8 protein-coding genes and 1 tRNA gene are annotated in these 12,232 nt (G+C 70.7%); 2 read left to right on the top strand and 7 right to left on the bottom strand.

Annotation, left to right across the window (positions count from 1 at the left end; all coding sequences use genetic code 11):
• Positions 1 to 8: 8 nt before the first annotated feature.
• The 6 genes from FHY05_RS19890 to FHY05_RS19865 form a co-directional block, all read right to left on the bottom strand.
• The gene (locus FHY05_RS19890; RefSeq protein WP_260181743.1) at positions 9 to 1,949 is read right to left on the bottom strand and encodes a vWA domain-containing protein; all 1,941 of its coding nucleotides are present in this window, start codon (positions 1,947 to 1,949) and stop codon (positions 9 to 11) included.
• 388 nt (positions 1,950 to 2,337) lie between these two features.
• Positions 2,338 to 3,582 carry a cation:dicarboxylate symporter family transporter gene (locus tag FHY05_RS19885; protein WP_311732542.1) on the bottom strand — a complete coding sequence of 415 codons (1,245 nt, stop codon included), beginning with the start codon at positions 3,580 to 3,582 and terminating at the stop codon, positions 2,338 to 2,340.
• Between the two features lie 36 nt (positions 3,583 to 3,618).
• Positions 3,619 to 4,203, bottom strand: a complete 585-nt coding sequence (locus FHY05_RS19880; RefSeq protein WP_183946178.1) for an FMN-binding negative transcriptional regulator — start codon at positions 4,201 to 4,203, stop codon at positions 3,619 to 3,621.
• Entirely contained in the window at positions 4,200 to 5,171 is a 972-nt protein-coding gene (locus tag FHY05_RS19875) for an alpha/beta hydrolase (protein WP_183946177.1), read from the bottom strand. The genes FHY05_RS19880 and FHY05_RS19875 overlap by 4 nt, the downstream gene beginning before the upstream one ends.
• 127 nt (positions 5,172 to 5,298) lie before the next feature.
• Entirely contained in the window at positions 5,299 to 6,051 is a 753-nt protein-coding gene (locus tag FHY05_RS19870; protein WP_311732541.1) for a helix-turn-helix transcriptional regulator, read from the bottom strand.
• A gap of 95 nt (positions 6,052 to 6,146) precedes the next feature.
• Positions 6,147 to 8,381 carry a TonB-dependent receptor gene (locus tag FHY05_RS19865; protein WP_183946176.1) on the bottom strand — a complete coding sequence of 745 codons (2,235 nt, stop codon included), beginning with the start codon at positions 8,379 to 8,381 and terminating at the stop codon, positions 6,147 to 6,149.
• A 185-nt stretch (positions 8,382 to 8,566) separates the two neighbouring features.
• Between FHY05_RS19865 and FHY05_RS19860 the strand changes: the two genes are divergently transcribed.
• Both FHY05_RS19860 and FHY05_RS19855 read left to right on the top strand, forming a co-directional pair.
• Positions 8,567 to 10,735 (top strand): prolyl oligopeptidase family serine peptidase, encoded by a 2,169-nt coding sequence (locus FHY05_RS19860; protein WP_183946175.1) that lies wholly within the window; start codon positions 8,567 to 8,569, stop codon positions 10,733 to 10,735.
• A complete protein-coding gene (locus tag FHY05_RS19855; RefSeq protein ID WP_183946174.1) occupies positions 10,732 to 11,751 on the top strand; it encodes a histone deacetylase family protein in 1,020 nt (339 codons plus the stop codon). The genes FHY05_RS19860 and FHY05_RS19855 overlap by 4 nt, the downstream gene beginning before the upstream one ends.
• A gap of 386 nt (positions 11,752 to 12,137) precedes the next feature.
• Here FHY05_RS19855 and FHY05_RS19850 read toward each other — a convergent pair.
• Positions 12,138 to 12,214, bottom strand: a tRNA-Met gene (locus FHY05_RS19850).
• Between the last annotated feature and the right edge of the window lie 18 nt (positions 12,215 to 12,232).

Raw genomic sequence — 12,232 nt, 5'->3', positions numbered from 1 at the left:
CGACGCTCTCATCGCGTGAGCCTCAGCTGCGCGATCTTGGCCGCGATCTCGGCGAAGGTCTCGTTGAGCTGCTGGCTGTTGTTCGCCTGGAAGGCGCGTCCCTGCGAGGCGCAATCCCGCAGCAGGGGCGTGAGATTCGTGCCGAAGGCGATGACCCACACGGTGATGCCCTTCTGGTTCTTCGCCACCGAGCAGTAGCGCTGCAGCCGGTCCTCCACGATCGTGTCCTGCTGGGCGTTGGTGGGCAGCGAGCCCTGATCGGTCCGGCGACGGTCCAGAGCGGACAGACCGTAGGCGTCATAGTCCTGGATGCGGGTTTCGGTATCGCCGTCGGTCATGAAGATGATGTTGCGCGCGATCGAGCTGCCGTCCGGCGCCGACGTGTTCTCGCTGCTGAACAGCCCTTCCTTGGAGATGAGACGCAGACCCCAGAGGAAGCCGATGTCATGGTAGGTCTGCCCGCGCGTGACGAGTGCATCGAGGTAGGTCTTCACGGCCGCTGCCGTGAGGCCGGCCTCCTTGCTTTGAAGCTTGCGGGCGACACTCGGGCACGCGGCCCGGTTGTTGGTGTAGGCGGAGCCGGAGAGCTGTGGATAGCCGCTGGTCGTGTTGACGGCCGCGGCGTTCCAGCCGGTTGGCGCACTTGCGTTAAGGTTCGAGACCTGCCTGGCGAACACCAGCGCCGGGAGCACCGGCCGCCATTGCGTATCCGGGTTGCCAGGGGTCGGCACCGTGTCAACGTCCATGTCCCAGGCCGTGCCTGCCTCGTTGGCGCGCAGTGTCTTGCGTTCCTCGATGCAGGCGTTCGACGCCGTCCACGAGACCTTCTGATCGCTTCCCGTCGTGTTCGAACCAGACGGCGCATTGACGTTGGCCATGGCAACGTTGGATGCGCCCGCCATGAGGCCGTTCGCGGCCGTGCCCTTGAAGGCGGCGACAGAGTAGCTGGTCGGACGATACCAGAAGAAATTCCTGGTCGAGTAGATCGGTTGACCCGCTTTCGGATTTGCGCTGATCGTGCGCGTCTGCTGCTGATTGGTGGTCGGATAGTTGTTTCTCGTGATGATGCACTGACCGCTGCTGTCCGAACTTGCAGAGTAGGTGTCGCCTCCGAACGTTCGATAGTAAACCTTAGTGCGCGGGACGGCAGTTTCTGATGGGCTCCATGCGTCTTCACGCGCACCCGTCGTCGTCGTTTTGTTAGCAGGCGCCACACAATTTTCGGGGTCGCCATAGCTCGTCGAGATCGTGGGTGAGGACGGCGACCAAGCGGAGTAGCTATCGCTTTCGGCTTTCTCCGTGCCGGTCTGCTCCTTTTCCTGACGATCGAATTGACGCGACTGGTAGGTCCAGTCGTCCACCATCCAATCGCGCTTCAACAGCATGCCGACGTTGACGGTGTTCGAATAAGGCACGAAGCCGTAGCGTACCTGCGTGCCCGCGATCTTCGCCTGCTCCAGCGTGTTGTAGAAGTTGAGGACCGCGTTGCGCAGGCCGGTGATGCGGTTGGTGGAGTCGCCCGGATTCGATAAGGTCATCGACCCGGTCGTATCCAGCACGAACATGACGTCGGTGTTCGGCAGCTGGAGCTGCGCGTCGCACTTGGCGGTCAGCGCGATCTGCCTGAAGCCGAAGATCCGCATCAGCGACATCGGCACAGAGGTCGATGCCGTTCCATGGACCACGACGTTGGCGTCCACGGTCGGCGCGGGGAAAAGGGTGTTCTCGGAGCCGTAGCGGCCCGGCGAGAAGTTCGCGTTGAAGTAGGCGAGCGCGGTCGAATAGGTCGTCGGCGTGACGTTGGTACCCTGCATCGACTTGCGGAACGCGAGCACCCCCGCGTCGCAACCCTGCTGCATCCGGGTCTTTACCAGGTAGATCCGGCTGAGATCCAGAGCGCCGCCCCCCATGCCCAGCAGCAGCATGATGCTGAGTGCCGACAGGATCATCACGTTACCGCGTCGGCTGCGTGCCAGACGACGCAGCAGTCCGGTCTGAACCCTCGGCATATGTCCCCCGACCAAGCGCCAGGCCCTTATCCTGGATCAATCGCCCAGCTATCGGGGACCCTTTAAGATAGTGTGACGCGAGTGAGCTCTTGAAGATGCTTAGGGTAGCTTTCCCGCTCGGGACCGATAAACGTTGGCCTCGGGCGGGGCATGCGGCTCCTCTACCCCGGCGAGCGCCGCAGGTGCACTAGCTCTGACAGCGCCACCTCGACCACTCTCCATCTCCGGACGTTCATCCATCTGATGGTCGCCCCCTTATCGGCGTCGCTCTAGGCGCTCCGCTAGTGAGGTGGCTGGGGTCGCTATCACCTTATGGCCCCCTCGGATGTCAGGCGATTGTCTCGGGCGACGATCTCGCGCCGAGGTCGCGCACGCCGACGATGCGCAGCACCGCCAGGTCGGCGGTGACGTTGCCGAGCGTGCGGAAGATGTCGGGCACCGTCTCGATCGCCAACAGCAGCGGCAGCAGCGTCGCGGGCACGCCCATGGCGAGGCAGACCGGCGCGATCACCGCGAAGAACGACACCTGCGCCGGCAACCCGACCGCGGCGACGCTCACCGCCGCCGCGACCACCGCGCCCAGCCCCAGCGTCGCCGGACCGAGCGCGACGCCGTGCACCGCGGCGAGATAGGTCGCGACCGCGACATTGGCGGCCGCGGTCGTGGCGCGGAACAGCGACACCGCGAGCGGCAGCACCACGCCCGCGGCCTCGTCGCGCACCCGCAGCGCCGGCGCCGCCGCCACCATCGCGGGCAGCGAGGCGAGCGAGGACTGCGTGCTCACCGCGATGACCTGCGCCGGCAGCGCGGCGCGCGCGAAGGCGAGCGGGCTGATCCGGCCGAGCAGCGCCGCCGCGGCGTAGGCGAGCGCGATCGAGGCGAGCGCGGCGCCGACGATCACCGCGACATAATGCGCCAGCACCCCCGCCGCGCCCCCGCCGAGCACCAGCCCGACCGCGATCGCGAGCGCGAAGACGCCGAGCGGCGCCACCCACAGCACCCAGCCGACGATCCGCAGCATCGTCTGCGCCACGCCGGTGAACACCTGCGCGAGTGCGGCGCGCGGGCCGGGCTCGATCCCGTTGGCGGCGAGGCCGAACAGCAGCGCGAAGACGACCAGCGGCACCATCGCGCTCTCGGCCGCGGCGCGCACGGGGTTGGTCGGCACGATGCTGCCGAGCCAGTCGGACGCGGCGGGCACCGCTGGACCGGGCCCGCTCACCGCGGCGGGCAGCGCTGCCGCGGCCGCGGGCAGCGGCGCGAGCTGGAGCAGCAGCGCGGTGGTCGCGGCGCCGACCAGCGCCGCCGCGAGCAGCAGCACCGCGAACCAGCCGAGCGCGCGCGCCGCGAGCCGCCCGCCCGCGGCCTGCTCGGCGGCGCGCATCACCCCGGTGACGAGCAGCGAGAAGACCAGCGGCACCACCGTCATCGTGAGTGAATCGAGCCACAAGCGGCCGACCGGCTTGGCAACACCGGCGACCGCGGGCGCCGCCGCGCTGCCCGCGAGCAGCGCGCCCGCGACCAGCCCGAGCACCAGCCCGGCGAGGATCCGCGCCGAGGGGCCGCTCAGCACGCGGGCGTGATCGCGTTCGATGGGGCAGGAGTGCCGTCAGCTCGCATCGTCGGGTCGGTTCCTCCGCATGGCCGCGACCAGCGCCGCGTCGGTGTGCCCGGCGACGATCTCGGCGAAGGTCGCCGCGCGCTCGTCCTGGCCCAGCTTGAACTGCGGCTCGCACGAGACGATCCGCGCGCGGAAGGCGACGACGTGGCGCGCGAGCTCGTCGAAGCGCGCGCCCATCTGCTCGGGTCGCCACCCGCCGGCGGGCTCGAGCTGCGCGGCGAGGCGGCGCAGCGCGTCCTCGGTCTCCTCGGGCACGAAGGCGAGCGTGGCGACGATCCGCAGCGCGGCATAGTTCCAGGTCGCGCCCCAGGTCGGGTTCGACACCAGCCGCGGCGAGACATATCCCTCGGGACCGCGGAACAGGATGAGCGCCTGCGGGTCGCGCTCGAACGCGGCGACCTGCGGGTTGCGGCGGGGATAATGGCCGACCAGCGCCACCGGTATGCCGTCCGCGTCGCACTCGGCGATGAGCGGGAGCAGCGTGGCGTCGCGGTCGTCCGACACCACCCAGGCGAGCGGGTGATCGCGGATCAGCGCGCCGATCTCGGCCGGCGAGAGCGGGACGAAGCTCACGCCGGCGCGTGCCCCAGCACCGCCGCGAGCCAGCGCGCGGCGTCCTCGAACGCCGCGTCGGCGAGCGGCGAGACCGACACCGCCTCGAGGAAGCTGTGCGTCGCGCCGGGGTAGACGCAGGCCTCGACCGCGACCCCGGCGGCATGGAGCCGCTCCGCCATGGCGCGGTTGGCGTCGGCGAGGATGTCGCACTCGGGGATCGTCACGAACGCGGGCGGCAGCCCGGTCAGGTCGGCGCGCACGGGGACCACCAAGGGATCGTCGAGTGTCGCGGGCTCCCCGGCATAGTCGCGCCAGAACTGGTCCATCTCCGCGATCGTCAGCATATAGGCGGGGCCGTCGTAGCGCGCGTAGCTCGGCGTCGGTACCGGATCGAAGGCGCCGTAGTTGAGCAGCAGCGCTGCGGGCAGCGGCTCGCCCAGTTCGCGCAGCCGCAGGCTCATCGCCACCGCGAGGTTGCCGCCGGCGGAGTCGCCGCCCACCGCGATCCGCTCCGCGGCGATGCCGTACGCGGCCGCCGCGCCGCGCAGCTCACGATAGGCGGCGACCACCTCGTCGAGCGCGACCGGGAAGCGCGCCTCGGGCGACAGGCTGTAGTCGATCCCGACCACCACCACGTCGGCGCGCGCGGCATATTCGCGCATCAGCCGGTCGTGCGTGTCGATGCTGAACATCGTCCAGCCGCCGCCATGCACGTACAGCAGCGCCGGCCGCGGCGTCCGGCTCGTGCCGGGATAATGGAAGCGCGCGCGGCAGCCGGCGAGCGTGCCGTCGCGCGTCTCGGCCATGACCGGCCCGCCGGCGCGCCACGGCGCGCGCACCACCTCGGCGGCGGCGCGGCGCTCGGGCAGCGGCAGCGCGGCGAAGTCGGAGAACTGGCCGTAACCGTGGTTGAGCGCGACGACGAAGCGGCGGATATCGGGGTCGACGTCGTCGTGCGCGGCGAGCGCCTCGGTGGTGAGAGTCATGCGTCCTGCTCCTCGCGCGGGCGCTGGCGGCCAGTCGCGCTGTCCCGTTCTCGCCCGCCGCTCTCGCACACCGTCTTGCCTCCCGCCCCTATCCGCGCGGGCCGATCATGCGCGCGCGCGGGCCGAGTCACGGCAGCGCGTAGAGGCTGGGCGGTACGCCATAGGCGCGGCGGAACATCGCGGTGAAGGCGCTGGGGCTGTCATAGCCGACGTCGAACGCGATCGTCGTGACGGAGCGCCCCGCCGCCAACAGCGACAGCGCCTCCATCAGCCGCACCTGCTGCCGCCACACCGCCAGCCCCATCCCGGTCTCGCGCTTGAACGCGCGCGTGAAGGTGCGCCGCCCCATCCCCGCGACGCGCGCCCAGTCGTCGACGTCACGGTCGTCCGCCGGCTGCGCCAGGATCGCGCGGCAGACGCGCAGCAGGCGCGCGTCGGCGGGCATCACCGCGCCATAGGGCGCCAGCGGCATGGCGGCGATCTCGCCGAGCAGCACCGCGACGATGCGCCCGGCATGGCCGTCCGCGTCATACTCGGCGCCGAAGGACACGACCTTGAGGATCAGCGCCTTGAGGAAGTCGCTCACCTCGATCACGCGACACGGCGGCGGATCGGGATAGAGCGCCGCGTCGACGTAGAGCGTGCGCAGCGACACCGGGCCGCGGCAGGACACCTCGTGGCGCTGCCCTGCCGGCAGCCACAAGGCGCGCTGCGGCGGCACGACGAAGCTGGTCGACGGCGTCTCCACCGACATCACGCCCGAGCAGGCGTACAGCACCTGGATCCAGTCGTGCGCGTGCATCGGATCGACGAAGCCCGCGCCATATTCGTCGGTGAGCCCGCGCACCGGCGGTGCCGCGCGGCCGCCCGGCCCGGTCACGATGCTGGCTGCTCCATCGTCGCGAGGCTGCCACGCGCGCCGCGGCGGGACAAGGCCGCAGCGCGGACTCGCGGCGATGGCGGCCACTCCGCCCCTCACCGCAGCGCGAAGCGCAGGTTGGCGCCGATCGTGCGCGGCCGCGTGACGCTGCCCGCGAAGGAGAAGGGCGCGTTGAGGATGCCGTAGGTGTCGAACAGGTTCTTGGCGAACACGCCGGCCTCGATGCCTTCGCCGAGCCGGATCGCGGCGTTGAGGTCGATCAGGCTATAGTCGCCCTTCTGCAGCGTCGCGCCGAAGGCGACCGGCGCCGCCGACAGATAGCGGTGCGCGATGCCGATGCGTGGCCGCAGCGGCGAGCTCCGCAGCTCCCAGTCGAGCTGGTTGGCGATGATCCAGTCCGACGCGCCGGGCAGCTGCGTGCCCGCGGCATAGCCGCCTCCCGGCGCGCTGCTGTCGGGGAGCAGCCCGGACAGCCGCGCGTCGTTGTAGGTGACGTTGGCGCTGTACGTCAGATTGGCGGTCGGGCGGAAGACCAGCGACAGCTCGACGCCGTCGATCTTGGCCCCGCCGCCGTTGACGGTATAGGCGTCGAAGGTGACGGGCGTGAACAGCCGCGACTGGATGTCGTTCCACTTGATGTGGAAGGCGGCGATGTCGAACGACATCGCGCCCGGCACCAGCTCGAACTTGGCGCCGACCTCGTAATTCTGCGTGCTGTCGCTGCCGAACGTCAGCGGCGTGCCCGAGGCGGCGCTGTAGACGTTGACGCCGCCGATGCGGAAGCCCTCGGAATAGAGGCCGTAGAGCGTGAAGCGATCGCTCGGCTTGTAGGCGAGCGACACCTTGGGGACGAAGCCCGACTGTTTCTGCGAGCCGGGCTGATAGTCGAACGGCGCGATCAGCGCGGCGTTGGGCAGGAACTGCAAGCGCGGCCGCGACTCATATTGGAAGACGCGCCCGCCGAGCGTCAGCGTCACCTGGTCGAGGAAGGTGTAGGCCAGCTCGCCGAAGGCGGCGATCTCGCGCACGCGGTTGGTGCTGACGGTGCGGCGCAGCAGGTCACCCGGCGCGATCACGCTGCTCGGCTGATCGGCGAACTCGCCGGGGTTGGCATCGATATAATCGGCGATGCCGTCGAGCCGCGCGCCGTCGGTCGAGTCGGACCGCAGCCTGGTGTAATTGGCGCCGATCAGCCAGGTGAACGGTCCGGTGCCGCTCGAGGCCAGCCGCATCTCGCCGTAGTAAGTGGTGGACTTGCCGGTCGAGCTGGAGAGCTGCGGCGTGCCGGTGCGCGCGTCGATGCCGAGAAAGATCGAATCGTCGAAGGCCAGATCGGCCTTCTTCTGCGTGTAGCTGCCGATCGCGGTGAAGTTGGCGAAGCCGAGCTCCTGGTCGAGTCGCAGGCTGTACAGCTGGATCTCGGTGTCCTGATACTCGTCCACGTTGGTGTTCCGCTCGAACGTCTTCGGATTGTCGCCGAACAGCACGTAGGTCTGGTCGTCGAGGTCATATTCCTGGTACATCGCGAGCGCGGCGAGCTTGGTCGTCGCGCCCGGCTGCCACACCACCGAGCCGCGCAGCCCGCGCACGCGCAGGTCGTTGCTGCCCTTCTCGCCGGTGCCGACATTGTCGAGATAGCCCGCGTCGTAGCGCTGCAACGCCACCAGCCGCACTGCCAATTTGTCGTCGACCAGCGGCACGTTGACCATCGCCTTGGCGGCGTAGCTCGCCTCGCCCGCGCGCCGCGTGCTGGAGACGATCCCCTCGGCGCCGGCGTCCAGCCGGGTGGGATCGGCCTCGTTGACGACGTAATTGACCGCGCCGCCCAGCGAGGAGGAGCCGAACAGCGTGCCCTGCGGCCCGCGCAGCACCTCCACCTGCTTGACGTCGAACGCGTCGATGTCGGGGATGACGAGCGGGAAGCCCGGCTCCACCAGCGGGATCTGGTTGATGTAATAGCCCGTCGTCGCCTGATTGGCCTCGTGGTAGGTGGTCGAGGCGACGCCGCGGATCACCACCTCGGAGACGCCGGGCTGATAGTCGTTGAAGACCACGCCCGGCACGCGCGTGATATAGTCCGACAGGCTCTGCGCGTTGAGCCGCTGCAGGTTCTCCTGCGTCACCGCCGAGACCGAGCCGGCGACGTCGCTCGCGGCCTCGTCACGCTTGGTCGCGGTGACCACGATCTCGCGCTCGCTGCCCCCGCTCGCGTCGGCGTCCGTGTTCGCCGCGGCGGGCGCGGTCTGCGCCGCCGCGGTGGCGCCCGCGAGCGTCATCGCCGCCGCTGCCAGGATACTCGCCCCCGCGAGTTGTGAAACGATCGTGCGCATCGCCGCCCCCATTCTTCTCAACAATGCTGTCGAAGATCGTAGTTGACGCCGATTCTTGCGGCGTGGCCGCGCGGACAGGGCCGATCGCCGTCGCGATCGGGCCATTCGCGCGTGCGCCATTGCGGCACGCGCCGGCCTGGCCCTAGCGTCGGCGACGACGCAGCGCGCGAGGATCCTTGACCGTCATGCCCTCTCCCCTGACCGATCGCGCGCGCCGGCGCTTCCTCGTCGGCGCGGGTGCGACGGCGTTGCTCGTCGCGACGGAAGGTCCGGCGCGCGCGGGCGCCGCTCTGCCGACGCCGCCGGTCACGCCGCGCGTGCCGCTGCTGCGGCACCAGCTCGGGCGGACGCGCGACGATCCCTATGCGTGGCTCAAATACGTCCCGCCCCAGGGGCAGCGCGACATCGCGACGATGCCCGCCGCGATCCGCGACCATCTTCTCGCCGAGAACGCGTACGCCGGCGCCGTGCTCGACCGCGTCGCCGCCGCGGAGCGCCGCTTCCTCGCCGCGCTCGACGCGCGCGCGCCGCTGGGCGGCGGCGCGCCCGACGTGGCGCGCGGCGGCTGGACCTACAGCGTCGACGAGAGCGCGGGCGCGCACCCGCGCTACACGCGCCGCCGCACCGACACCGGGGCGGTCGAGCTGCTGCTCGACGAGAACGAGCGCGCGCGCGGCCAGGCCTATTACCGCACCACCGGGCAGCAGGTCAGCCCGGACGGGCGCCTCTACGCCTGGGCGGAGGACGTCGGCGGCAACGACCGGCACCGGCTGTGCGTGCGCGATCTCGCCGGCGGGGCGGTCCGCGTCGTCGTCGACACCGACGCTTATGGCTATGGCGGTCTGGTGTTCTCGCCCTCGTCGCGGTGGCTGTTCTGGATCTGGCGCGACGCGCGCAACCGGCCGACGCGGGTGTATCGCACGCCCGTGGCCGGCGGCGAGCGCGTGCTGGTCTACGAGGAGCACGACCCCGCGATCTTCATGGCGATCGCGCGCACCGCGGCGGACGGGTTCGTCGCGATCACGCTCTCGGGCCCGGACACGAGCGAGGTGCGGCTCGTCGCCGCCGACGCGGAGGAGCGCGCCCCCGCGCTGGTCCGCCCGCGCGCGCCCGGGCGTCGCTACGCGATCGACGAGTGGGACGGCGCGCTGGTCGCGCTGATCGAGGACGAGCAGGCGATCGACGGGCGCGTCGCCCGGCTGGATCGCCGCAGCTTCGCCGAGACCGGGACGCTGGTGCCGCACCGCGCCGGCACGCAGATCCTCCAGCTGGTGCCATTCCGTCGCGCGCTGGCCTGGGTCGAGCGCCGCGACACGTTGCCGCGGCTCATGCTGCTCGCCCCCGGCGGCGCCGCGCGCGAGGTCGCCTTCGGCGGCGACGCCTACGCGCTGACCGTGCCGGGCGAGCAGGATTATGCCGCAGCGACCTGCCGCGCCACGATCGAGACCCCCGCCGCGCCGCCGCGCTGGATCGCGGTCGACCTCGCGAGCGCGCGCGCGACGACGATCGCGACGCAGCGGCTCGCCGGCTACGACCCCGCGCGCTTCACCGTGCGCCGGCTCTACGCCACCGCGCCCGACGGCGAGCGCGTGCCGATCACGCTGCTGACGCGCCGCGGCGCGCGCGCGGACGGGCGTGCCCCGCTGCTGCTCTACGGTTATGGCGCCTACGGCGTGTCGAGCGAGGCGCTGTTCGACGTCGCGTCCACCGTCCTGGTCGAGCAGGGCTGGACCTACGCGATCGCGCACGTGCGCGGCGGCGCGGAGAAGGGCCGGCGCTGGTTCCTCGACGGGCGGCGCCACCGCAAGCGCAACAGCTTCACCGACTTCGTCGCCTGCGCGCAGCATCTCGCCGTGACCGGCCATGCGGCGCGCGACCGGATCGTGTCCTACGGCCTGTCCGCGGGCGGTCTGCTGGTGGGCGGTGCGATGAACCTGGCGCCGACGCTCTGGGCCGGGGTGATCGCGACCGTGCCCTTCGTCGACATGCTCAACACGATGAGCGACGCCGACCACCCGCTGGTGCCGCTGTTCCGCCCCGACTGGGGCGACCCGCTGTCGAGCGCGGCCGACTATGATTACATGCTGGGCATCTCGCCCTATGAGAACGTGCGACGGGCGCCCTACCCGCCGCTGTTCACCACCGCCGGGCTCAAGGACGATCGCGTCGGTTACTGGGAGCCGGCCAAGCTGGTCGCCGCGGTCCGCGCCGCCTCGACCGCGCGCGCGCCCGCGCTGCTGCTCACCGACCTCGCCGCGGGCCACCAGGGCAGTGCCGGGCGCGACTCGGTCAACCACAAGATGGCGCGGCTCTACGCCTTCGCGCAGGGCTGCGTCGACGGGAGCCTCGCGTGACGATCGTGTTCGACCCGCGCCAGCTGGCGCACGCCCCCGCGCGCGAGATGCACAACGGCGACTGGGTCGCCTACAATGAGTGTCCCGCACGCGCGGAGTCGATCGTGGCGGCGCTCGGCGTGGCGACGTGCGCGCGCGACTTCGGCATGGCACCGCTCGCGACGGTGCACGACGCCGATTATCTGACCTTCCTCCGGGTCGCGCACGCCGACTGGGTCGCGGCGGGGCGGCGGGGCGACGCGATCGGCTATACCTGGCCGGTGGTCGGGCGGCGCGCGCTCGACCTGGCGCGGATCGACGCGCGGCTCGGGCGCTACAGCTACGACGCGGGCACGCCGATCGCGGCGGGGACGTGGCAGGCGGCCTATTGGTCGGCGCAGACCGCGCTGACCGCGCTCGACGAGGTCGCCGCGGGGGCGACGCGGCGGGCCTTCGCGCTGTGCCGCCCGCCCGGTCACCACGCCGGGCGCGACTATCTCGGCGGCTATTGCTACCTCAACAACGCCGCGATCGTGGCGGCCGAAGCGCGGCGCCGCGGGCTGGACCCGGTCGCGATCCTCGACGTCGACTATCACCATGGCAACGGCACGCAGGACATCTTCTACGCCGACGGCGAGATGCTGTTCGTCTCGATCCACGCCGACCCGGCGACCGACTATCCCTTCTACTGGGGCCATGCCGACGAGACCGGCACGGGCGCGGGCCGCGGCGCGACGCTCAACCTGCCGCTGCCGCGCGGTACCGGCTGGGCGACGTACCAACCCGCGCTGGAGCGCGCCCTCGACGCGATCACGCGCCACGGGACGCGGCTGCTGGTGCTGTCGCTGGGCGCGGATCTCTACGCGAGCGACCCGATCTCGTACTTCACCTTCGCCCGCGACGACTTCGCCGCGCTGGCCGCGCGGCTCGCGGCGACCGGACTGACGATCGTGACGGTGATGGAAGGCGGCTATGCCACTGCCGAGCTGGGGGACAACGTCGCGGCCTTCGTGGCCGGGCTGCAGCGCGACGAGTAAGCACCACCTAGCAACCTGATGCCGAAGACTCATCACCGATGATTCCTGGTGCGCTTCCGCCTCCCAACTCCGACCGCTCGACATCTCGATGTTGATGCACTGGGCGACCGGTCGAGGCTGTTCCAACAGGGCTTGGCGGCGAGGCTGACCGACAAGCACACCCTTCCCTCTCGGCCACTCGCCGGCGAGGCATGGCGGGCCGACATCTGACCTCGGACACCGTTCCCTAAGTAACGATCTGGGCTGAATGCCCTGCGAGAGCGTGACGATCCATCCCGGCGCCCACGGTTCTGCCGAGGCAGAAGTGATTGCCAGAGTCGAGGATCTGGTGAACTGGGCCAGGAACGACAACGCCGCCCCGAGGGGCGGCGTGTCGCGTTCCGTGGTGGTTGCGGGGACAGGATTTGAACCTGTGACCTTCAGGTTATGAGCCTGACGAGCTACCGGGCTGCTCCACCCCGCGTCACGCTCTCCTTGCTGG

Origin of the sequence: Sphingomonas sp. BK580, assembly GCF_014194975.1 — a bacterium.
Taxonomy (GTDB): domain Bacteria; phylum Pseudomonadota; class Alphaproteobacteria; order Sphingomonadales; family Sphingomonadaceae; genus Sphingomonas.
Note: the sequence above shows the minus strand (reverse complement) of the source record. Positions and strands in the feature narration are given on the sequence as shown.

Coding starts and splice junctions, on each gene's coding strand:
- FHY05_RS19865 (WP_183946176.1), bottom strand. CDS start 8,381: ATGCGCACGATCGTTTCACAACTCGCGGGGGCGAGTATCCTGGCAGCG.
- FHY05_RS19890 (WP_260181743.1), bottom strand. CDS start 1,949: ATGATCCTGTCGGCACTCAGCATCATGCTGCTGCTGGGCATGGGGGGC.
- FHY05_RS19860 (WP_183946175.1), top strand. CDS start 8,567: ATGCCCTCTCCCCTGACCGATCGCGCGCGCCGGCGCTTCCTCGTCGGC.
- FHY05_RS19875 (WP_183946177.1), bottom strand. CDS start 5,171: ATGACTCTCACCACCGAGGCGCTCGCCGCGCACGACGACGTCGACCCC.